The organism is Paenibacillus sp. LHD-38 (assembly GCF_031157315.1).
GTDB lineage: Bacteria > Bacillota > Bacilli > Paenibacillales > Paenibacillaceae > Pristimantibacillus.
On the sequence record NZ_JAVIFU010000025.1, the window covers coordinates 70222 to 92304 of the forward strand.

At 50.5% G+C, this 22083-nt stretch carries 20 protein-coding genes; 7 read left to right on the top strand and 13 right to left on the bottom strand.

The window, feature by feature from the left end; all coding sequences use genetic code 11:
- The first annotated feature begins 102 nt into the window (after nucleotides 1-102).
- The 5 genes from RCO25_RS20840 (at nucleotide 103) to RCO25_RS20860 (ending at nucleotide 7323) form a co-directional block, all read left to right on the top strand.
- Nucleotides 103-2373: a PAS domain S-box protein gene (locus RCO25_RS20840; RefSeq protein ID WP_308998054.1), complete on the top strand. Its 2271-nt coding sequence runs from the start codon at nucleotides 103-105 to the stop codon at nucleotides 2371-2373.
- Between the two features lie 315 nt (nucleotides 2374-2688).
- On the top strand, nucleotides 2689-4284 hold the full coding sequence (locus RCO25_RS20845) for a histidine kinase N-terminal 7TM domain-containing diguanylate cyclase (protein ID WP_308998055.1): 1596 nt from the start codon (nucleotides 2689-2691) through the stop codon (nucleotides 4282-4284).
- Between the two features lie 35 nt (nucleotides 4285-4319).
- Nucleotides 4320-5687, top strand: a complete 1368-nt coding sequence (locus RCO25_RS20850) for a TrkH family potassium uptake protein (protein WP_308998056.1) — start codon at nucleotides 4320-4322, stop codon at nucleotides 5685-5687.
- Nucleotides 5688-5779: 92 nt separating this feature from the next.
- Nucleotides 5780-6487: a futalosine hydrolase gene (locus RCO25_RS20855; protein WP_308998057.1), complete on the top strand. Its 708-nt coding sequence runs from the start codon at nucleotides 5780-5782 to the stop codon at nucleotides 6485-6487.
- Nucleotides 6484-7323 (top strand): 1,4-dihydroxy-6-naphtoate synthase, encoded by an 840-nt coding sequence (locus RCO25_RS20860; protein WP_308998058.1) that lies wholly within the window; start codon nucleotides 6484-6486, stop codon nucleotides 7321-7323. Before RCO25_RS20855 ends, RCO25_RS20860 begins: the two co-directional genes overlap by 4 nt.
- Before the next feature lie 88 nt (nucleotides 7324-7411).
- Here RCO25_RS20860 and RCO25_RS20865 read toward each other — a convergent pair whose 3' ends face one another.
- From RCO25_RS20865 to RCO25_RS20910, 10 genes are all read right to left on the bottom strand, one after another.
- Nucleotides 7412-7786: an S-layer homology domain-containing protein gene (locus RCO25_RS20865; protein ID WP_308998059.1), complete on the bottom strand. Its 375-nt coding sequence runs from the start codon at nucleotides 7784-7786 to the stop codon at nucleotides 7412-7414.
- Between the two features lie 153 nt (nucleotides 7787-7939).
- Nucleotides 7940-8320, bottom strand: coding sequence for an ArsR/SmtB family transcription factor (locus tag RCO25_RS20870; protein ID WP_308998060.1), 381 nt, complete (start codon nucleotides 8318-8320; stop codon nucleotides 7940-7942).
- A gap of 1 nt (nucleotide 8321) precedes the next feature.
- On the bottom strand, nucleotides 8322-8750 hold the full coding sequence (locus RCO25_RS20875; RefSeq protein WP_308998061.1) for an SRPBCC family protein: 429 nt from the start codon (nucleotides 8748-8750) through the stop codon (nucleotides 8322-8324).
- 228 nt (nucleotides 8751-8978) lie between these two features.
- Nucleotides 8979-9197 carry a hypothetical protein gene (locus tag RCO25_RS20880; RefSeq protein WP_308998062.1) on the bottom strand — a complete coding sequence of 73 codons (219 nt, stop codon included), beginning with the start codon at nucleotides 9195-9197 and terminating at the stop codon, nucleotides 8979-8981.
- 226 nt (nucleotides 9198-9423) lie between these two features.
- Entirely contained in the window at nucleotides 9424-10614 is a 1191-nt protein-coding gene (locus RCO25_RS20885) for an amidohydrolase family protein (RefSeq protein WP_308998063.1), read from the bottom strand.
- Nucleotides 10615-10642: 28 nt separating this feature from the next.
- On the bottom strand, nucleotides 10643-11359 hold the full coding sequence (locus tag RCO25_RS20890; RefSeq protein ID WP_308998064.1) for an ABC transporter ATP-binding protein: 717 nt from the start codon (nucleotides 11357-11359) through the stop codon (nucleotides 10643-10645).
- Complete coding sequence (locus tag RCO25_RS20895; protein WP_308998065.1) at nucleotides 11346-13175, bottom strand: branched-chain amino acid ABC transporter ATP-binding protein/permease; 1830 nt, start codon at nucleotides 13173-13175, stop codon at nucleotides 11346-11348. Before RCO25_RS20895 ends, RCO25_RS20890 begins: the two co-directional genes overlap by 14 nt.
- Nucleotides 13176-13200: 25 nt before the next feature.
- The gene (locus tag RCO25_RS20900; RefSeq protein ID WP_308998066.1) at nucleotides 13201-14082 is read right to left on the bottom strand and encodes a branched-chain amino acid ABC transporter permease; all 882 of its coding nucleotides are present in this window, start codon (nucleotides 14080-14082) and stop codon (nucleotides 13201-13203) included.
- A gap of 28 nt (nucleotides 14083-14110) precedes the next feature.
- A complete protein-coding gene (locus tag RCO25_RS20905) occupies nucleotides 14111-15358 on the bottom strand; it encodes an ABC transporter substrate-binding protein (protein WP_308998067.1) in 1248 nt (415 codons plus the stop codon).
- A 28-nt stretch (nucleotides 15359-15386) separates the two neighbouring features.
- The gene (locus tag RCO25_RS20910; RefSeq protein WP_308998068.1) at nucleotides 15387-16628 is read right to left on the bottom strand and encodes an amidohydrolase family protein; all 1242 of its coding nucleotides are present in this window, start codon (nucleotides 16626-16628) and stop codon (nucleotides 15387-15389) included.
- Nucleotides 16629-16883: 255 nt separating this feature from the next.
- Between RCO25_RS20910 and RCO25_RS20915 the strand changes: the two genes are divergently transcribed.
- Nucleotides 16884-18566: a PucR family transcriptional regulator gene (locus RCO25_RS20915; protein ID WP_308998069.1), complete on the top strand. Its 1683-nt coding sequence runs from the start codon at nucleotides 16884-16886 to the stop codon at nucleotides 18564-18566.
- A gap of 901 nt (nucleotides 18567-19467) precedes the next feature.
- On the opposite strand, the gene hxlB is transcribed toward RCO25_RS20915, so the two are convergent.
- The 3 genes from hxlB to RCO25_RS20930 form a co-directional block, all read right to left on the bottom strand.
- Complete coding sequence (hxlB, locus tag RCO25_RS20920) at nucleotides 19468-20028, bottom strand: 6-phospho-3-hexuloisomerase (protein ID WP_308998070.1); 561 nt, start codon at nucleotides 20026-20028, stop codon at nucleotides 19468-19470.
- A gap of 5 nt (nucleotides 20029-20033) precedes the next feature.
- Complete coding sequence (gene hxlA / locus RCO25_RS20925) at nucleotides 20034-20666, bottom strand: 3-hexulose-6-phosphate synthase (protein WP_308998071.1); 633 nt, start codon at nucleotides 20664-20666, stop codon at nucleotides 20034-20036.
- A 129-nt stretch (nucleotides 20667-20795) separates the two neighbouring features.
- Complete coding sequence (locus RCO25_RS20930; protein WP_308998072.1) at nucleotides 20796-21128, bottom strand: winged helix-turn-helix transcriptional regulator; 333 nt, start codon at nucleotides 21126-21128, stop codon at nucleotides 20796-20798.
- Between the two features lie 178 nt (nucleotides 21129-21306).
- Here RCO25_RS20930 and RCO25_RS20935 point away from each other — a divergent pair, with 178 nt between their 5' ends.
- Nucleotides 21307-22026 carry a 3-ketoacyl-ACP reductase gene (locus RCO25_RS20935; RefSeq protein WP_308998073.1) on the top strand — a complete coding sequence of 240 codons (720 nt, stop codon included), beginning with the start codon at nucleotides 21307-21309 and terminating at the stop codon, nucleotides 22024-22026.
- Nucleotides 22027-22083: the final 57 nt, after the last annotated feature.

A 22083-nucleotide genomic window follows, 5' to 3' on the forward strand; every position in this document is an offset into this window, starting at 1 on the left:
ACCGGACAGGTTTCTCCTTTTTTCTATGCGGATAAACAGGATTTTTGTCACCCCGTGTCTAATTGTAGTAAGTGCACCTTAGAACCCCGGGGGGATATCCAATTGTCCATTAAAACAAAACTATCATTTTCAATTTCAATCATTGTTGCCGTCATTTTATCACTGAGCTTATTTATCTATTATTTTTCCTCCAAAGCTGAGGTGCAGACCAGTCTCGAGCAGCAGGTAAACAATATTGCAAAGCAAATTAGCCTCACGATTGCAGCATCAGAGAGTGCCCGGCAATCCATGGAGGATTCCATCGGCGAGAAGCTGAGAATTGTAGCTATTGCAGCTAAGGAGCAGCTAGATCCCGATATTGATAAAGTAAAAAACGAACAGCTCGTCGAGCTAAGCCGCAAGCTTGGCGTCGATCATATTACACTTTGGAAACGCTTTGATGACGATGTTATCGTTTTAAAATCATCCGACCCCAATGAGATTAACATGAGCTCCAAAACGTGGGACTATTGGCATCGGGCATTTTTGCAGCTTTTTGAAAATCATAACGTCACCATTCCCCAAGGGCAAAAGCTGGAAAACTTTTGGTCGGGGCCGTTTAATTTCTCCACCTCAGACCCTAATAAAATAAGGAAATGGGGCGACTATTACGACGGCACGACCAACTATATGATTAATCCTTACGTGAATGCGCAAGTGCTGCTCGATTTCGACAATTCGATCGGGACGAATTCCATCGTCAATAAGATCATTGCCGATCAGCAGGATATTCTGGAAATCACCGGCTTCGATCCGCAGTTTTTCGGAAAAAGCCCAATCATAAAAATGAAAAAAGGCATTCCTGTATACAATTTGGACGTACGCGACATTCCCTTTGGACAATACACCTACAAAGACCAAGAGAATGATTCCGTTAATATACAAAAAGCGCTGGACAGCGGTAAGACGGTTACGGCGAAAAGCAATATCATGGGCAAGCAAGTCATGAAAACCTTTATTCCGATTACCATCGACAAGACCTATGTCATCTGTATCAGCTTTGACCATCAATCTATTTTGAAGCCGCTTAAACGCCAGCTTCTTATGCAATCGCTTATTTCACTATGTCTCGTTCTGGTAACAATGTTTGCGAGCTATTTTATTGCCGGCTTTATGATTCGCGGCCTGAATCAAATTTTGAATAAAGTAAATGCGATCGCAGCAGGAAATTTCGGTAAAATCATTACGATCCGCAGTAATGATGAGTTAGGCCTGCTTGCTTCACGTATCGATACAATGGGCAATAATTTGCACAGCTATACCACTCAGCTCCAGGATACGGCTGAAGAGCTGCGAAACACGAAGCAGTACCTGGAATCTTTCGTTAATCATACATCGGATGCGATTCATGTTGCAGATTTGGCGGGCCAGGTCATTCAGGTGAACAAGGCATTCGAGAAAATGTACGGCTGGAGTGAGGATGAGGCGCTTGGCAGGCCGCTGGATAATGTGCCGAGCGATTATCTCAGCTCGCAGCATGAGCTGGAGGCTAACGTGCTGCGAGGCGGCTCCGTAACCGATTTTGAAACCGTCCGATATACCAGATCCGGTCAGCTCATTGATTTAAGCATTACGGTATCTCCAATACGCGATGAGCTGGGCGACATTATTGCGATCGCCACCATTTCACGGAATATTACGTCCCGTAAGCAAACTGAGGAAATCATACGACGCTCCGAGAAGCTGTCGGTGGTCGGACAAATTGCGGCAGGCGTTGCCCATGAGGTGCGTAACCCGCTGACGACCCTGAGGGGCTTTGTGCAGCTGCAGCAGCAGACTGGCTCTTTAACGCCTTCCCATCTCGAGGTCATGCTAGGCGAGCTTGATCAGATTAATATGATCGTGAGCGAGTTTCTCGTATTCGCTAAGCCGCAGGCCACTCATTATCAGCCGGTAAACTTAATTACCCTTGTCGGCGATATTATGATACTGCTCGATTCAGAAGCAAAGATGAGCAATGTTCAGCTTGCTTTGCTCGCCGGCGCCGAGCTGCCCGAGGTTATAGGGGAGGCTAACCAGCTTAAGCAGGTTTTCGTCAATATTATGAAAAACGGAATTGAAGCCATGCCAGAAGGCGGTGTGCTTTCCATCAAGCTTGAAAGCAATAATAGAAATGCGATTATATTGCAGTTCATCGATCAGGGCTGCGGAATTGCTGAGGATGATTTGATACGCTTGGGCGAGCCCTTCTTTACGAAAAAGGCAAGCGGTAACGGCCTTGGCCTCATGGTCAGCCAACAAATCATCGCTGCCCATAAAGGATCTATTGTTTTCCGAAGCGAGATTGGCAAGGGTACCTGTGTTGAGATTACACTGCCAATTCAAGCGAAATAACTACAAAAGGAAAGAAGCTGGCGCCAAGTTTAGCTTGGCGTCAATTTTCTTCCTTTAAATCAAGAGGAAAGTATTCTTTGCTAATCCTCTCTGCTCCCCTTCCTCGTTTCAAGCTTCTTATTGTCCAAACCTTAGTTCTACTTTCACAAATTTCGACAGTCTATTCTAATATAGCAATCTGAAATAGCGAATTTTATATTATTTTGATGAAGAACGAGCTCATATGGTAAAATGTGTCCGTAGCCTATTCGCTTGCTAACGCCAGGCGAAGCTATAACGTTCTATTATTCCGCTACATTGGAGCCGCTTATGTTGATGACTATGGATACCCCTATTTCCCAGTATATTACTTTTGTCATTATTTCCGGCGTTCTTAGCGTGCTGCTTGCCATATATGCTTACAACAACAAGAAAAAATTCACAGGCATGAAAGTATTTATTTGGTCGACCATTTTATCCGCCGTATACACCTTCGCCTTTGCATTCGAGCTTGCCAGCGGTTCGCTTCGCGAGATCCGTTTTTGGTTAAATATTGAGTACCTTGGCATGCCGTTCATCTCCCCCTGCAGTTTGCTGCTGGTCATGCATTATGTCGGCATTGAGAAATTCAATACATTCAAGAAGTCATGGATCTTTTTCGTCATTCCTGCTATCACGCTGCTGATGGTTACGACCAATGAATTTCATCATTTGTTTTATAAGGATCTATATCTGCACCCAAACGTCGCTACCCCTATGGTTGATGTAGTGCCTGGCTTCTGGTATTACATTCACGGCAGCTACACCTCCGGGTCGATGTTTGCCAGCTTATTTTTATTGTGGCGTTATTGGCGGAAGACCACATCAATTTACCGCAAGCAAATCGTAACGCTCGCCATTGGCATTACTCTACCCATGCTGGGAGCGCTTGCTTATGTACTCGGGCTCACTCCGCTTGGCATGGACCCCGTACCGATATTGATGTGTATCACATCAACCTTGTATGTTACATCCATTTTCTCGACATCGCTGCTTACCGTTGCTCCTATTGCTCGGGAGCATATATTCGAGAGCATGCGTGACGGAGTGCTCGTGCTTAATTTAGAAAACCAAATCATGGATTTTAACGGAGCCGCATCAAAACTCATTCCGGCGCTTACGCCCAAGTCGATCGGCCAACGGCTGGATCATGTTTGGAAGCGCGGTGCGGATACCGGTGCTTTCTCGTTCGGCATGGATGATACCTTGGATCATGAGCAGGAACTGAAATGGGTGCGCGGCGGTGAAACATCCTACTATCGGATACGATCCTCAAAGCTTCTTAAATCAAATGGACAGATTGCGGGCAGAACCATCGTTATGATTGATGTAACGGAACACACGCTTCTTCAAAATAAGCTGCGTCATCTCGCGGAAATTGACGGGCTCACGTTTATTTATAACCGTACTTTTTTCATGGAAAAAAGCAGGGAACTGCTGACTGCCGCCCACCTTACAAAGACGCCGCTCTCTTTTATCTTGCTTGATATCGATCATTTCAAACAAATCAATGACCGTTATGGCCACAGCGTTGGAGACTTCGCGCTCAAGCACATCGTCATGATCTGTCAGCAAATACTCCCCACTAATGCTCTATTCGGCCGGTATGGCGGCGAGGAATTTGCCATCAGCTTACCGAATATGTCACTTGAACAAGCTAGACAAACCGCTGAGCAGCTGCGTGCAGAAATTGCGGGTAATCCGCTCTATAGCTCAGCTAAAGCGATAACGATCACCGCCAGCTTTGGCGTTACGCAAGCTCGTACCGCGGATATTCCGCTGGAGGCGCTTCTAAGCGAGGCGGATATCGCCCTTTACCGCTCGAAGCATAGCGGACGGAACGCTGTACATCTCTCGAACCAGGACAGTGTACATGCAAACCAAGTAAAATAACCATACTAGCATGAAAGAGATAGGTGGGGTGAATTATGCTTAAAGCAGCTGTCCTGCGCAACAAATTGCGTTTTCGACCAAGCCCGCCGCAAGTCATGACGTTCGGCTTTATTTTGATCATTCTGATTGGCGCCCAGCTCCTGTCACGACCGATCTCCTACACAAATGATATTTCTATTTCTTATTTGGATGCTTTATTTATGTCGGCTAGCGCCACCTGCGTTACAGGGCTTACCGTACTGAACACCGGTACGCACTTCTCCACCTTCGGCCAGGTCGTCATAATCATACTAGTCCAAGTCGGCGGACTGGGCTTTATGACCATGGCGACCTTATTTGCGTTGCTGTTTCGCAAGCGGATTTCATTTCGAGAGCGGCTTGTGCTGCAGGAATCGATGAACTATGGCTCCACTGAAGGCATCGTGCGCATGATTCGTAAAGTATTGCTCTACGCCCTCGTCATCGAGCTATCCGGCGCGATACTGCTCAGCAGCTATTTCATGCTGGAAATGCCGTTCGGGAAGTCGATCTATTTTGGCATATTCCACAGCATTTCTTTCTTTAATAACGCCGGCTTCGATCTATTCTCCCAATTTCCCGAACGGGCAAGCAGTCTCATTCATTATGTGGAGGATCCGTTTGTTAATGTCGTATCCATGATGCTTATTTTTTTCGGAGGAATTGGGTTTATCGTGATTTCAGAGCTCGTAACCTATCCAAAAAATCGAAAGTTCAGCCTGCACAGCAAGGTCGTTCTATCGGTAACCGGAGTTCTTACGGTCATTGGAGCCGTTGTTATTTTTGCGCTTGAATTCTCCAATCCTCAAACGCTGCAGCCATTATCGGCAGCCGGTAAAATTCTTGGTGCTTCATTTCAATCCGTAACCGCGCGTTCTGCAGGCCTGAGTACGATAGATCTCAGCATGCTGCGGGAGGTTACGCAGTTTTTCCTCATCCTGCTTATGTTCATTGGCGCGGGGCCAGGCTCAACGGGCGGCGGTATTCGAGTAACAACCTTTGCTATTCTAATCGGATCAATCATTGCCATGATTCGCGGGAAAGATGATGTCGTGTTGTTTCGTTACCGCATTGCCAAACAGCAAATTCATCAAGCCATCATGTTCACCATGATTGCGTTCTCGATTATTTGCGGAGCGACGATGCTTCTGTCCATAACGGAGACCGGATCATTTCTCGCTATTTTGTTTGAGGCGACCTCTGCTTACTGTACGGTAGGGATGTCTGCTGGATTAACGAGTCATTTAAGCGATATCGGCAAAATCATTATTATATTGCTCATGTTTGTGGGCCGCCTTGGACCGGTCACGCTCGCTTTTGCTCTCAATACACGTTCGAAGAAAGAGCTATACCGTTTCCCCGAAGGAAAAATCACAATCGGCTAGCAGCCCATTTGCATCTCTTATCAGACGGATGATACGATAAAGATAGACTAGTCAACGAGTCAGCAGCTTTAATAAAGGAGCTTTTCGTTCTCATGACGCTACATTCAACTATACATGATGGTAAAGAAAAGGTGACCGGAACGGCCACGAGCAAGCGAGTGCTGATCGTGACGGCTGTAGATGCTGAATGCGATGCCGTACTTCGCGGCTTACAAGGCATTCCGGGCATTGATGTCATTGCTGCGGGAGTGGGCATAGCTGCTGCTGCAGCTCGAACCGCAGCAGCCCTTGCTCCGTCAGCCTCAGAATACCGCTTAGTCATTAGCGCAGGCATTGGAGGCGGCTTTGCAGGACAAGCCGAGATCGGCTCGCTTGTCGTGGCCGATCTTATCGTCGCCGCCGATTTAGGAGCAGAGACGCCGGATGGCTTCCTCAGCTTGGACGAGCTCGGCTTCGGCTCGGCACGCATTACAGCAAGCGAAGCATGGAATAACCGCTTATTCGACGCCATTCATTCTGCCGGCTTAACCGTTTGCATCGGCCCTATTCTCACCGTAACGACAGCGACCGGCACCGCCGCGACCACAGCCGCTCTTGCGGCGCGCGTGAACGGCGCGGCTGCCGAAGGCATGGAAGGCCATGGCGTCGCGGTTGCCGCCGCTGGGTTTGGCATTCCTGTCACTGAAATACGCGCCATTTCAAATGCGGTTGGACCGCGTGATCGCGCTGCATGGCGTATTGGCGAAGCATTAGCATCATTAGAAGAAGCAAGTAAAGCCATACGGGAGGTACTATCATGAACATCGCTTTTTCACCCTGTCCGAATGATACATTCGTCTTTCACGCCTGGACGCATGGCCTTATCGAAGGCGCGCCGGAGCTGGACGTCACATATGCCGATATTGACATTACGAACAATTGGGCCGCACAGTCCCAAGGCCCCGAGGTAATGAAAATTTCTTACGCGGCCTTGCCATGGGTACTGTCCGACTATAAACTGCTGTCTTGCGGAGGCGCGCTCGGCAGAGGCTGCGGTCCACTCGTTTTAACGCAAAACAGCGAGAGAGAAGCTCCTAATCCCTTCTCCCTGTCCGGTAAACGCGTAGCCGTTCCCAGTGAACGCTCGACCGCCTATCTCCTTTTCCGCTTATGGGCAGCCAAGCATGTTCCGGGGGGAGTTGGCGAAATCATCGTAATGCCCTTTCACGAAATCATGCCCGCCGTTCGCGACGGCCAAATCGATGCTGGACTGGTCATCCATGAAGCCCGCTTCACTTACCCTACCTACGGCCTGAGCATGCTGACTGATCTTGGAAGCTGGTGGGAATCCGATACCGGCTTGCCGATCCCGCTCGGAGCCATCATTGCAAAACGCTCGCTGGATACCGATGCGATAACCGAATGGATTCGCGCATCCGTCAAGTATGCCTGGGCACACCCAGCGGAGTCCAGGTCCTATATTATGATGCATGCGCAAGAGCTCTCACCTGATGTAGCTGAGTCGCATATCGATCTCTACGTCAATGAGTTCACTGCCGATTTGGGCGAAGACGGTTACGCGGCGATCACCGCCCTGCTTGGCCGTGCGGCTGAGGAAGGCCTCGTGCCGAGCTTCGACCTGTCGCTGCTGAGATAATTAAGGCCGGCACCTGCATGCAGCTTCTGCTCTATTCTGCCTACACGCTCACTCATAAGCGAATATTGTTCGCGCCCGCTTTTGTGTATCACCGGCTGCCGGTAAAGCATAAACGAGCCTGCTGCATCACAGTCAATGCAATTAGTGCGACAGATACCAGGCCAGCAGCAACAATCGACACAAAACAATGCAGTTTATACAACACATGATGCAGCTTTTTAGATAACCGATTGGCAGATTGCATTTTATACAACATAATCGCCAGAAACCCCCAAACTCCATGGAATTTTGGGGTTTCTGCTGTATAAATTACACTGCCCAGCACATCCGCTAATCGGGCTATGATAACCGCCATATCTTGTCTTGTGATGGAATCATTAACGCCAAAGCTGCCATCCGGTTTCCCCGTTACGACGCCCAGCTGTTCCGCGGCAGCGGCTGCTTTGTAATACCACGCCCACACGAAAAAACGAGGCTGACTTCAAGCTGCCATAGCTCGATTGAGCAAGCTCCGTGCTTGGCGGTAAAATGGCTTGCCATGAACGAAGGGACTGTCCCTCAAGGTCTTCGACCTTTGAGACAGTCCCTTCTTTTGGGTAGCAGCCTGCTCCTGCTTTTACTCGCTGGAATCGCGATCCACTGCCTTAAGCGGGCCAAATGAGTCCGCATCCGAGGAACCTTCGGTTTCCACGAAGCGCTTAAGCGCCGACAGTTTATTTTCCCAGTAGCGCTCATAATAAGCCAGCCATCGTTTGAGCTCAAGCAGCGGCTCCGGATCGAGCCGGTAGCGCGTTTCACGTCCGACCTTCCGATCCTTCACAAGCCCGGCATCGGCAAGCACGCGCAAATGCTTCGATACCGCTGTCCGGCTCATCGTAAAATGGCCGCTAATGACCGTGACCGGCAGCTCCTCATCGCCTAGCAGATGCAGCAGTTTACGGCGCGTTGGATCTGCAATAGCTTGAAAAACGTCGTGCTTTGGTGCGGGCTCTGCCATATTAGGCCTCTACGTACTTGCGCAGATTTTCCACGAGACCAACCCAGCCGCCCGACATTTTGCCGCGCACTTCCTCGTGAGGTTGGCCAAATTCAGTAACCTTATCTGCATCCCAGCCTGCATGAATAAGAGTGAATTCCGTTTTGCCAGCCATATCGTTAAGCTCAAAAGTCAAGGACCAGTCCTTGCCCCATTCGAAGGTTAGACGGTTAGGAGGGTCAAGCACCGTGACCTTACAAGGAGAATTTCCGAAAGGCCCTGCCTCCAAATGAAACTCATAGCCCAGCTCCGCTTGAAAATTGTTCGGCATGAACCATGCAGCAATGCCTTCAGAGGTAGCAACTGCGTCCCATACCTTTTGAATCGGGGCGTTCAGTACAAGCGTCTGTCTGATATCCGGCAAAGTGCTTTGCGTATTATTGTTTTCCATGTGATAACCTCCATTAGGTGAGTAGAAGCTTATATCATCATAAATACGAAACCATTTGGTTTCGCATTTCGATTATATGACACCTTTTGGTTTTATGTCAAACGAAAGAATAGATGTCTCTGCTAGTCTTTCCCGCCAAACGCATATCAAGCCATGCTTCTCAAGCCAAAATGGGCTGATCGGGATTCAACCCATTCAGCCCATTCGCCCATCCTATGGATGTATGACTTATACACGCATGTCGAACATGCGGTCGGAATTCGCTACTGCTCCTACGGCAGCGTTAGCTGTTTGAACACTCGCTTGAACGCCAGTCAGGCCTTCACCGCCAGCAGAGCTTGCCTTCGTCCTTTGCTTCGCAATCGCTTGCTGCAATTGCCGGATTTGCTGCTGGATGACCTGCGCCTTTTTCTCTTTGACCGCTTGGCCATCTTTGCTGTCATTCACTTTCTTGAGCTCGGCAGGCTCGATAGCTGCTTCTCCAGGCTTGATGTGTCCGACGATACTGACGAATATGATGCGTAAGCCAATTGACTGCTGCTCGATACAGATGATAGGTTCATCACGTTTCTCCCTTTCTGTGATAGCTGATCACGAAAGGACAATCATATAGAAAAATAATGAACATAGAATGTACGAGCGTTTACCCGCCTCAACAAGACCAGCATCGCCTCTAGCGGTAAGAAATTTCTGTTACCGCTTCGACCCATTTTCCGCCTACCAGCTTGCCTGCGGAGAACGCGGCTTCGCGAAGAGGAGCGGAAGCTATGGCATGTTTTGCATTGGCCGCCGGAACCAGAATGAAGCTGGCAGCATCCCCCTCCTTGGGCGTTAACGGGCCCGCAGAAATAAGCGGATAGGTTTGTAGCAGCTTATCATCCAGTATCCAACCGAATTTCTCAGCCAGCTTCGAGCCTCTCGCAAGCAGATCGCCGTTGCCGAACGGACTCCAGGCATCCAGAATATTGTCTGATCCGACATGAACAGTTACGCCCTCTGCCACCAGCTGGTCAACGCGCGGCATCGGCCTATCGAGCGGGACGCTCGTAATAATCGCCACATCATTTGCTCTCAGCTGCTGCGCAAGCTCTTTCGACTCCGCCTCAGTTACCTGACCCAAGCAATACGCATGGCTGACTGCCGTTCTGCCGCCTTTGCCCGCTTGTGCCGTCAAATCGGCAAAGCGGCTAATCGTATACAGGCCGAGATGTCCCGGATCATGCAAATGGAGATCAACGCCCGCATTGAATTCAGCGCTCAGCTCAAATGTCACATCCAAGCTCCGGTCAACCTGACGATCCAGACCGGCAGGATCGACGCCGCCGACATATTCCGCGCCCGCACGCAGCGCTTCCTTCATGACCGATACAGAGTCCGAGCGCAGTAATCCCTGCTGCGGGAAAGCAACGATTTCGATTTCCATTATGCCGCGGTATTCCTCTCTTACCCGAAGCACATCTTCCAAATGCGAAATCCCGATTTGCGGATCAACATCGACATGAGTCCTAATTTTAGTCGTTCCGTGGCTAAGCAGCAGATCAATGAGACGACGGGCGCGTTCCGCTACCGTCGTCGGCAGCGAAGCAAGCATGGCCTTCTCGAACGCTAATTGCCCGGGCAATGTTATGAACGGTTGCAGCGGCTTCCACGGCTCCCCCAAAAAATGTTTATCCAAATGGATATGCATATCGGTCGTTGCCGGTAGATATTGCAAACCCTCGGCATCCTTTACGCCGCCTGTATTTACGCCTGCCGAACCGTTATGGCTCGGCGTTATGCGCGAAATGATCCCCTTTTCCAAATCTAACGAGATATCAAACAAACCTTCATTTATACGAATGCGATTAATTTGTGTTATGGACACGTTCGTCACCCTCTGCTTCATCATTTAGTTAATGCGCGCCCAAATACGCCTTGATCATACGGTCATCATGGAGCAAAGCGGAGGACAAGCCATGCAGCGCAATGCTTCCATTATCTACGACATAACCGCGCTTCGCAATGGACAGCGCCTTGTGTGCCATCTGCTCAACAAGCAAGATCGCGGTACCGTCATAGGCTAACTCTTTTATGGTGGCAAAAATTTCATTTACGATAATGGGCGCAAGCCCGAGCGACGGCTCATCGAGCAGCAGCAGCTTCGGTTTACTGATCATCGCCCGCGAGAGGACCAGCATTTGCTGTTCGCCTCCGCTTAGCGTAAAAGCAAGCTGGTTTCGCCGCTCATGCAGACGAGGAAACCGTTCGAATACCAGTTCAAGCTCCTTGTCGAATTGCTGCTTCGATACGGATCCGATTTTCTTTTTGAGCCCCATTCGCAAATTTTCGACGACTGACAGCGTACCGAATACCTCGCGCCCTTCCGGGATGAGAGATACGCCAAGATTAGCGGTTTTGTTCGCCGAAAGATGGGTAATCGGCTTGCCTTCCAGCTCAATGACTCCAGCACCCGGACGAACAAGGCCAAGCACCGATTGCAGCAGCGTCGTTTTGCCTGCGCCGTTTGAGCCGATGACCGCAACAATTTCGCCTTTGTCCAGCTCCACGTCAATTCCCTTTAATGCATGGATAGCTCCATATCGAACGTCCAGACCTTTAATGCTCAACACTTGCGGCCACCTCCTCTCCGCCCAGGTACGCCTGAATGACGCGCGGATCGCTCAGCATCTGCTCCGGACTGCCCGTTCCAATAATTTTGCCAAAATCAAGCACCGTCACCGTATCCGATATACGCTGTACAAAATCCATATGATGTTCGATCAAAATGACCGTCATGCCTTGCTTAACGAGCCCCCGCAGCAGCAGCTCCAGCTGTTCAATCTCAGCAGCCGTCATTCCAGCAGCAGGCTCATCCAGCAGCAGCAGGCTTGGCGCTGTCGCTAAAGCCCGGGCAATCTCTACCATCCGCTGATGTCCGTAAGGCAGCTGGCTCGCCGGCATACTCCTGTCCCCTTCATACCCGATGAGGTCAAGCAGCGCATGCGAGCGCTCCTCCATAAGCCGTTCCGTGCGAAGCTGCTTCGGCGTTCTGAGCAGGGACGCTCCTAAGCTGCTGTGCTCCCGCTTGGTCATGCCCGTCATCACATTTTCAAGCACCGAAAGCTCCTTGAATAACCGTGAATGCTGAAACGTTCGGGCAATGCCCCGCTGAGCCACCGAAGACAGCGACTTAGGAATAAGCGTCTCACCGTGCAGCGCAAACGAGCCTTGCTCGGCGCTGTACAAGCCGGATATTACGTTGAGCAGCGTAGTTTTTCCGGCGCCGTTAGGCCCTACCAACGAGTGGATCGTACCCGAGGCTACCGTGAGGCTCACATCCTTCAAGGCATGCAATCCGCCAAAATGCTTATTGATCCCTTCGAGCACCAGCATCCGTTTATTCTCTTCCCTCACCGAAGCGGCAAATAACCGCTGTTCCTCGCCGTTTCTTCTGGATGAAGACCTCTCTCCATTAGGGGAAAATCGTCTCGGCAGCGGCGCCAGCCATCCTGCAGCCGTACCGGCAATTCCCTTCGGCAGGAAGTACAGCACAGCGAACATAATGCCGCCGTAAAGTGCCATTCGCAGCTTCTCCATGTCGAGCACCTCAGGCAAAAACACGATAATAGCCGCTCCGATAACCGGTCCCAGCACTCTGCCCGCCCCGCCCAAAATAACAATCAGCACCAGCTGAACAGAAGTCTGAAAATTGTACGTATCCGGGCTGATAAAGCTATTGGTATGCGCATAGATCGCGCCCGACAAGCCAGCCAGCACGGAGCTGATCGCAAACCCCGCGTATTGCACCGCAAACTTGCGAATACCGAGGGATGCGGCGGCAATTTCATTCTCCTTCGTCGCAATCATCGCCCTTCCCCAAGAAGAGCGGCGCAAATTGCGGGCAACCAGCAGCGCAACGACAGCAATAGCCAATACAAATATATACATGCTCTTCAGATCGAACGTATACGCGGCAACTTGCGGCTTCGCAATGCCGGATATGCCGAGCGGACCGCCTGAGAAGCTGTCCCAGCGGATAAGCACCTCATGAATAACGACGCCGAAGGCGATTGTAATCATAGATAAGTAGACGCCGCCTGCCCGAATGGTGGGGATGGCGATAAGGCTCCCGATAATCAAGGAGACCAGCATGCCGACCAGCGCCACGGTCCAGAACGAGAGACCGTATTTGGTGCTGAGAAAGGATGACATGTAAGCGCCAATCGCCATTAAACCCGCATGGCCGATCGAAACAATGCCGCAGTAGCCGATTAAAATATTCATGCCCGTGCATGTGATGACGAAGATTCCTATCATAAACAATAGATTTAAATAATACGTGTCGACCATCCAAGGCCCCGCGGCAAGCAGCCCTACGGCTGCGAGTCCGGCCACCCATCCGGCGGCCTTGCGGTAGCCAAAGCTTCGCTCTATAAGTTGATTCATCTGCGCACCCCCTGACGATCCGAAATTACACTTTTACAATCGTTTTGCGTGCATTGAAGAGGCCCATTGGCTTCCAATACAGCACGAGAATAACTAAGCCGTAAACAAACATCTCCCGGAAAGCCGTCGAAATGTACTGCCCGATGAACGCCTCCGATATGCCCAAAATCAGACCTGCGGCAACAATCCCCTTCGGATTGTTTACCCCTGCTAAGATCGCAACGGATATGGCCTTAAGCCCGAGCGGCAGCCCGATATCAACCGAAACCGCATAATTGGTAGACATCAAGGCGCCTCCGATGCCGGCCAGCAGACCGCTCAGCACATAAGCGACCGCAACGATCTTGTTGCTGCTTACGCCCATGATCTCAACCGCGGTCCGGTTGTCGGCCGTCGCCCGCAGCCATAAGCCCCAATGCGATTTTTTGTAAAACAAGATGAGCAGCACCAGCAGGATGCCGACGACCGGCAGAAAAATAAATTCCTTCCAGTAGATGCCTGCGCCAAAAATACGAAGCATCTCGTCGCCCACCGGAGAAGGGGTTACGCCTTCGTCCGGTCCGTTAATATAAAGCGCGACGTCTTGAATAATAATGCCTACCGCTATCGTGCTGAGCACCCATTCGATCGAATTCGCGCCCTTGTCGAACTTGCGGATCGCAAGTCTCTCTATACCTAAGCTCAGAAGCCCTACGATTAGCGCAGCAAACGCGAATGAAACGAGAAAGGGCAGGTGCCCCAGCTCGGCAAAACCGAACATAAGCACCCCGCCAAGCATGACCAGCTGTCCTTGCGACATATTCAGCGTTCCATTCACCACAAACGTCAAGCTGTAGCCGAGCGCAATTAAGGCATATAGACATCCGACCGAGAGCCCGCTAATGACGAGCTGGAGTATAAGCGACATGTCCATCCCTCTTTCTATGTTAAATGACTTATTGCTTGTCGGAAATAACCAGCTTGCCGTCCTTCCACACGCACATCAGATACGAGTTCACGTCAACCGCATCTTGGTTTTCAGGCGTAAATGCTTGGTCCCAATCCTTGATGACCCCGCTGTACGAGCCGAGTCCCGTTTCGAGCGTATTTTTGACCGCTTCACGGTCCTTTGCCAAATTGCCGGTCAAGCCTGCTTTCTCAATCGCTTGGAAAATCATCATCGCACCGTCATAGCCTTGGGCAGCAGAAGCGAAGGTCGTTGGAATATGTCCGAATTTCGCTGTGAAGTCTGCCAAAAACACCTTTGCTGTCTCACGCGTTTGATCCACGTTGAAGTTGGCCGTTTGAATGGCGTACGTGCCTTCTGCCAGCTCCTTGCCCACCTCTTGCGCACCTTTGTTTGCCATGCCGTTCTCGCCTACGATCGGAACCTTCCAGCCGAGCTTATCCATCGCTTGCAATACATATCCGTTAGCCGCGCCTTGGCCGAACAAATAAATAACCTCTGCTCCCGCTTCCTTCGCCCGGTTAACCTGTGCCGTCATGTCTTTATCCTTCGCGTTATCAAAGGACTCGACGGCCACCGGCTTCAGCCCTTCGGCTTCAAGCACCTTCGTCATTGCCGCTGCCGCGCCTTTGCCGTAGCCGCCGTTCTCGTGCAGGACTGCAATATTCGTCGTGTTAAAATGCTCTTTAATGAACTTAAGCGCGTATTGCGCCGTAATATTCGCATTCATCCGCACGCCGAACGTCCATGGCATGCCCGATTCGACCGATGCGGGAACATTGGAGGTAGCTACCATGAACGGGAACTTCTCTTCCATAATGATCGGCGACTGCGCCAGCATGACCGTGCTGTGAAAACCGCCGATTGCGGCAAGCACCTTTTCCTTTTGGCTAAAATCACGGATAATGCTGATGCCGCGCGTCGGATTTTGCTCGGTATCGCGTACAACGAGCTCAACCAGGCGTCCATCGATACCGCCTTTTGCATTGATTTGATCGACCGCTACTTGAACGCCTTGGTAAAGGTTGACCGAGTTCATCGCGTTATCGCCCGTGGCTTCCGTAGACATGCCGATCAAAATCGGCTCCTTGCTTCCCGCTCCATCGCTCGATGCAGGCGCATTTGCCGCCTCTGTTTCTTTTCCATTGCCGTTGCCGCCTCCGCATGCGGCCAGCACCCACATCATGACTACAACGAGTAACCAAAGCGTCCATTTTTTGCCCGATAGCTTCTTCATCCGAAAACTCACTCCTCTATTTTTTATTTTATAAAAGCCCATGTAATTGGCTTGCGACCTTCGTATCCGCTACCTTAACGCCGCGTTTCCATACCGTTCGGCGCTCCGGCTTATCGAGAAGAATGTCGCGCTCGGTCGGTACGGAGAACAGCACCATATCCGCTTCCGAGCCTTCTTGTAGTCCATCGCTGCTTAAACCGAGAGCCCTAGCCGCTCCATTTGTGAGCATGTGAATCAGCTGACGGGCGTCGGCATCCCCGCCCATATACGAGGTAACTGCAAGCAGCCATGCCGTTTCCAGCGGATCGGCTTTGCCAAAAGGCGTAAATGGATTGCGCACGTTGTTAACACCGATGACGACATTTACGCCCTTCTCAAGCAGCAGCCCGACCGGCGTAAGTCCGCGGCGCGGTCTCTCCCGGTCTCCCCTGCCGTTAATGAACAAATCCGTCGCCGGCAGGCTCATAATATGCAGGTTCGCTTCTTTGATCCGGTCCGCAACGGACATCGCGCGCCCATGCTCGAGCGAGCCAAGCGAAGTCACATGCCCCGCGGAGACCAGCCCCTGCATGCCTGACGCAATCGTTCTATCCGCAATTTCGGCAATGGCTAGCTGCTCGGGATTATCCGAGAAATCGGCATGGTAATCGATTGGTTTGCCATGCTTCTCCGCCATATCGAACACGAGCTGCAGATGGGCTTGCAAATCCGCATCTTGGTACGTAATGCCTCCCACCACATCACCGCCAAGGCGCAGCGCTTCTTCCATAAGCTCTGCCGTACCGGGACTTTTGAGAATTCCTTCCTGCGGGAAAACAACGATTTGCAAATCAAGCACCGGCCTCACCCGCTCCTTAAGCTCCAGCGCAGCCTCAAAGGCGGAAAGCCCTAGAATCGGATCAACCTCTGCATGGCAGCGCATGTGGGTAACGCCGCTGCGAACGGCTTCCCGGATAACAGCAAGCGATCTCGCCTGCATGTCTTCCCTCGTAAAGCCATGCTTCATATCCGCAGTCATTTGAATGGCATCCTGCAAGGATGCCGCCTCATGCTCCATCCGTGAGAGTAAATAGGCCTTATCGAGATGAATATGTGGCTCCACGAAACCCCGCAGCAGCATACCGCCAGCGCCATGCTCCATGCGGATCGCATCCGGCGCACTCGCTCCGCCGCTTGGCGCTATATAAGCAATCCTGCCTTGCCTTACGCCAACATCCATGAGCCTCACTTCATTTTGCAAGCGTACCTTTGTAAGAAGTAAATCGAGCAACAGCCTCACCTCTGTTTATGCATTGTCATTTGTTCAGCGAGACAAAAAATTCGGTTACGCCCGCAGTCCCTTATGTAATGTTTATTAACATCGAATCCCTTGAAAGAAGCATAACTTCTTGGGTGCTCACTGTCATTGTTCAATAAGTCCAAAGGTTCATATGACATTTGGATCATTCGTCCAGCATACCCTTTACAACCTTCATATTTGATGTTAGTTTTTATATCATCAATGAAAATGAGAGGATGGACGAGAATGCTGCTTGAGCAATTGCTTTCCAACGCCATTTTTTCCAAATCACAAATTATCGCAGGACATAACGGCTTATCACGTTCCGTTCAAACTGTTAACATCATGGATGCCCCTGATATCATCCATTTCCTAAGACCTGGCGAGCTTCTGCTTACGAACGGTTACTTTATGAAGGAAAAGTCGGAGACCCTCCTAGAGCTGATGACCAAAATGGATCAATTGAAATGCTCTGGGCTGGCGGTCAAAACGAAACGTTTTGCGCTTGATATTCCGCAGGAGGTCATAGACGAAGCCAATCGGATCGACTTTCCGATCATCGAGATTTCTTCCGTAGAGCATTCGCTCGGGGAAATTCTGCAGCGCTCAACCAGTATCATTTTGGATAACAAAAATGATGAATTGCAATATTCCCTCACGATTCACAAACAATTTTCCGCGATGATTATGAAAGGAGACGGCATTCCCGAGATTATAACTGCGCTTACGCAGCTGCTAAACTCGCCCATTCTATTGCTGAGCAGCAAGCTGCAGGTTACCGCACAATCCCAGCACTTCAAGCAGCCGCGGATGCAGCCGCTTATTTCTGCCGCCGAGGCCATGCTGAGTGGGCTTCCCGCCATACAAGCCGCAGCGCAGCTCTGCTTGCTCGATCCTGCGTTACGCGGCTATCGCTATATGGAGCTGTATCCCATATTCACCTACAGGCATGAGGGATATCTCATCGCTTTCCAGCCTAAGCAGGCTGCGTCCAATCAATACGGCTTAACGCTGGAGCAAGCCTCTAATGTCATTGGCATGGAGATGACGAAGCGGCAGGCGGTAAAGGAACGCTCGCGCCGTTACAAAAATGAGTTTTTCTCCGATTTAATCGACGGTTTTATCGGTTCCGAGCAGGAGGCGCTCCATCGCGGCAAAAAATACGGCCTTAGGCAGCTGGGAACATGGTTAATGCTGGCCGCACGCAAGGACGAACAAATCGGCGTTCAGGCAGGCATGCCAAAAAACGCTGCGTCCTTAGCCGACGAGCGTCTTATTTCCGAGCGGGATTTGCAATATGAGCTTATCAAACGCCATTTTTCCACGCTTGGCGAGGTTTTTGTCATGTTTACCAAAAATGATTTGTTTGGCATGCTTGTCTTCATTAGGGAAAAGGTATGGGAGGAATCCCAATTTCTGAAGCAGTTGGCTGCGATGACCACCCAGCTGTACGAGCAGTCCCAGCTCAGCATCTCGCTTGGCATCGGCAATCCGGTAACGAATGTGCTCGATATCGGACTCTCGTATAACGAGGCAGTCAAAGCGCTGCAAATCGGTTATCAAATGAAAAAAACGAGATTTATCCAATCGTATCAGTCGAAGGATATCAGCTATTTGTTCCGGATGATTCCTTACGATGAACTGAAGCAGTTTTACGAGGAGACGTTCCAGTGTTTCTCTTCCACCGAAGAGAACGAGCAAAAGGAGCTGATGCGCACGCTGAATGTTTATTACGACACGCAGTGTCAGCTTGTTGAGACATCGAAGCAGCTTTTTGTTCATCGCAATACGGTCATCTATCGGCTTGATAAATGCGAGAAGCTGATGGGCATCAAGCTCAAAGATCCGGCAGAGAGCCTCCGCTTCCGCATCGCGTTCGCCATCGAGCCGCTCCTGCGGGTTGGAAGAGGTGAAGCGGCTCACCGCTAATACTCATTCGGTGCTTGCGCTTGCTTGCGAGAATGGGCAGCGTAGGGAGCGCAGGCAGCTCGCTAAAATTTGGCGTACAGTGTAGTTTCTGCAACAGAAACCCTACAATCACGGCTGTGCGCCAGCTACGCTGCAGAATGTGTAGCAGATTCGGCCTCAATCTCTGTCTCAGCCACATATCTACCCCATTCTATTGCACAAACTGCAGTGTACCTCGAAACTTTCCCACATTTCTCCCGTTCTGTTGCACAAACTGCAATGTAGACTCATCAATAGCCCCAGTCGCATCAACCCGCCCAATTGCTGTCCCGCATCCACCTCATTCCCTTCCACAAACTACAACGCACGCCAAGCTACATACACCCAAATGTTACTCTATTGCTCATACGACACACGGCAGACGAAGCAAGCTTCCTTTATTGAGCCAACCTTTGTCCTCATCCGCAGCTAGATCAGCTAGACTCATGGCTTACAGTGTAGTTTCTACATCAGAAACCTTCCTTTTACGCAAACACGCCAGCTACACTGCAGAAATTGCAGCAGATTCGGCCTCAAACTCTGTCTTAGCCACGTATCTACCCCATTCTATTGTACAAACTGCAGCGTAACCCGAAACTTCCCCGCTTTCCTCCCGTTCTGTTGCACAAACTGCAATGTAGACTCACGAATAGCCCCAGCCGCAGCAACTAGCCCAACTGCTGCCCCCGCAGACATATTATTCCCTTCCACAAACTACAACGCATGCCAATCTGCTTCCTAAAGAATGTTACTCTATTGCACAAACTACATTGTAGACCCACCAGTAACCCAAGCCGCAGCAAAAAAAAGAGACAATTACGAGGTGCAAATTGCCACTCAGAGATTGCCTCTTGAATTCTTCTTGCCTATTTGTAATGATTGATTACTCCAAATTAGCATGATTGCCGTACATCGCCTTACCGCTCAGCTCCTGCTTCTCCATCAGTCTTAATACAACCGCGTCGCATACGAGCAGCAGCATTTGCTCAAATAACGAGCCCATCGGCTGGACGGTCGAAGCCTCATGCTCCGATTGCTCTTTCGGCGCTCCCGGCAGCTTTACCACAAAATCCGCCTGTCTCCCGATGGTCGATGCTGGAGCAAGCGTTAAAGCACCCACCTTCGCTTCAAGGCTCCTCGCCTTTTCTGCCATAGGAATAAGCGATTTCGTCTCGCCCGATCCGGAGCCGATCAGCAGCAAATCGCCTTTGCCTAAGCTGCGGGTAACCGTCTCACCGACGACATAAACATCGAGTCCAAGATGCATGAGGCGCATCGCGAACGCACGCATCATCAGCCCCGATCGGCCGGCTCCAGCTACAAATACGCGGCCGGCTGAGCTGATCGCATCGGCCAAATGCTCCAATTGCTCCTTATCAAGCTGCTCCGCCGCAAACCGCAGCTCATTCACTATTGTTGAAAGCGCAGGAATGTTCTCCTTCATCCCGCTTACCCTTGTTTGATCAATTGCTGCATCTCGGAAGCCGCAGCTTGAATATCGCCTTGTCCGGTAATGCCGCCGCCTACAATAATAAGATCAGGGCCCGCTGCGATAACCTCAGGGAGCGTGCTTAGCTTGATCCCGCCGGCAACGGCTACCTTCGCATTTTTGACAACGGATTTGATCGTACGAAGATCCTCGAAGGAATTTTGGCCTTCTGCTTGAAGATCATAGCCTGTATGTACGCAGACGTAATCGACGCCGAACGAATCAACCTGCGCAGCGCGTTCTGCTAAGTTTTTCACGGCAATCATATCGACCAAAATTTGTTTCCCTTGTTTTTTGGCCTCTTCCACCGCGCCCTTGATGCTCGCATCCTCGGCAACGCCAAGAATCGTAACGATATCCGCGCCGGCCTCCGATGCTTTCATAACTTCATAGCCGCCTGCATCCATGATTTTAAGATCGGCAAGCACAGTCATATTGGGGAAAGCATCCTTCAATGCTTTGACCGCGTGCAGTCCTTCGTTAATAACGATTGGAGTACCAATCTCTACAACATCTACGTAAGACTCTACTTGCTTCACAACCTCGATTGCTCCCTGTATGTCAACCAAATCCAGCGCTAATTGTAATTTCATGTATCCAACACTCCTCATAGGTTTTGTTTTCCCGACAGCCCCTATTCTAGATCCTCATAGTTAAAAAAAACAGTACGCACTTTTATGGAACGTAGTACCCAAATGGGTACTATGAGGAGTGCTGTTGCCTTATTCACTCAGCTTTGCAACCCTTTCTTGATGCTGCTCGCCCCACTGCGACATGACGTTCAGCAGCTCTTTTACCGATAAACCATACTCGGTTAAGGAGTACTCCACCTTAGGGGGCACCTGCACATAAACCTTGCGATCGATGATGGCATCCTCTTCTAGCTCCCGCAGCTGCTGCGTAAGCATTTTTTGGGTAATGGACGGCATCTCCCGCTTCAGCTCGCCAAATCGATGTGTGCCCTCAGTCAGATGGCAAAGAATGACCGGCTTCCATTTGCCTCCGATTACCTTCAGGGTTAGTTCTACCGTTTCTTTAAAATGCTGATCTCCCAAAACAAACGACTCCTTTAGTATAAAAATGATACTATCTTACTATAAAGTTGCTACTTGATTTTAGTATGGTGTAGCATAATAATTAAATCAACGTATGTAATACTTGGTTAAAAGGATATCATATCGATGTCGCTACATACGAATGCAGAAATTCACAGCTTACAGAGGAGAGATGAACTTGGAATTAAAAAATAGATCTGCTATTATCACAGGCGCCGGAAAAGGCATCGGCAAAGCTATTGCTGTCGCATTAGCCGCTGAAGGCGTCAATCTAGGTATTATTGCTCGTACCAGTGCTGATCTGGAATCGCTGCAAGCCTCGCTTGCAAGCACCTATGGTGTAAAGGTTTTCGTTGCATCCGCGGATATTGCCGTTAAAGCAGAAGTAGACGGAGCTATTGCCGCACTGAAAGATAGCCTTGGCTCCATCGATATCCTCATCAACAATGCCGGAATCGGAACGTTCGGCACCCTGCTTGATATGGACCATGAACAGTGGGAGCGCATTATCCAAACGAATGTACTTGGCACCTATTATGTAACGCGCGCCGCACTTCCGACCATGCTGGAGCAAAGCAGCGGAAGCATCATTAACATCGCTTCGACGGCAGGCGAGCGCGGCTTTGCAACCGGATCCGCTTACTGCGCATCGAAGTTTGCGGTGATCGGCATGACCGAGGCGCTTATGCAAGAGGTTCGCAAGTCGAATATCCGAGTTACCGCGCTGACGCCAAGCACTGTCAACACCGAGCTGGCATCGAATGCCGGCCTCAAAATCGGCGACGAGGATCGCATGATGCAGGCCGAAGATATGGCTGAGCTTGTTCTCGCCGCGTTGAAGCTGCCAGACCGCGTATTTATCAAAAGCGCTGGCATTTGGACAACAAATCCGCAATAAGAGTTTAACTCGCAGCCCCACGCCCTTACCCGGCGTTGGGGTTTTATGTATTGGCCG

Bases quoted from the DNA above. Each gene is read 5' to 3' on its own strand.
- RCO25_RS20845 (WP_308998055.1), top strand. From the start codon at position 2,689: ATGACTATGGATACCCCTATTTCCCAGTATATTACTTTTGTCATTATT.
- RCO25_RS20850 (WP_308998056.1), top strand. From the start codon at position 4,320: ATGCTTAAAGCAGCTGTCCTGCGCAACAAATTGCGTTTTCGACCAAGC.
- RCO25_RS20855 (WP_308998057.1), top strand. From the start codon at position 5,780: ATGACGCTACATTCAACTATACATGATGGTAAAGAAAAGGTGACCGGA.
- RCO25_RS20860 (WP_308998058.1), top strand. From the start codon at position 6,484: ATGAACATCGCTTTTTCACCCTGTCCGAATGATACATTCGTCTTTCAC.
- RCO25_RS20870 (WP_308998060.1), bottom strand. From the start codon at position 8,320: ATGGCAGAGCCCGCACCAAAGCACGACGTTTTTCAAGCTATTGCAGAT.
- RCO25_RS20875 (WP_308998061.1), bottom strand. From the start codon at position 8,750: ATGGAAAACAATAATACGCAAAGCACTTTGCCGGATATCAGACAGACG.
- RCO25_RS20895 (WP_308998065.1), bottom strand. From the start codon at position 13,175: ATGAATCAACTTATAGAGCGAAGCTTTGGCTACCGCAAGGCCGCCGGA.
- RCO25_RS20900 (WP_308998066.1), bottom strand. From the start codon at position 14,082: ATGTCGCTTATACTCCAGCTCGTCATTAGCGGGCTCTCGGTCGGATGT.
- RCO25_RS20905 (WP_308998067.1), bottom strand. From the start codon at position 15,358: ATGAAGAAGCTATCGGGCAAAAAATGGACGCTTTGGTTACTCGTTGTA.
- RCO25_RS20915 (WP_308998069.1), top strand. From the start codon at position 16,884: ATGCTGCTTGAGCAATTGCTTTCCAACGCCATTTTTTCCAAATCACAA.
- hxlB (WP_308998070.1), bottom strand. From the start codon at position 20,028: ATGAAGGAGAACATTCCTGCGCTTTCAACAATAGTGAATGAGCTGCGG.
- hxlA (WP_308998071.1), bottom strand. From the start codon at position 20,666: ATGAAATTACAATTAGCGCTGGATTTGGTTGACATACAGGGAGCAATC.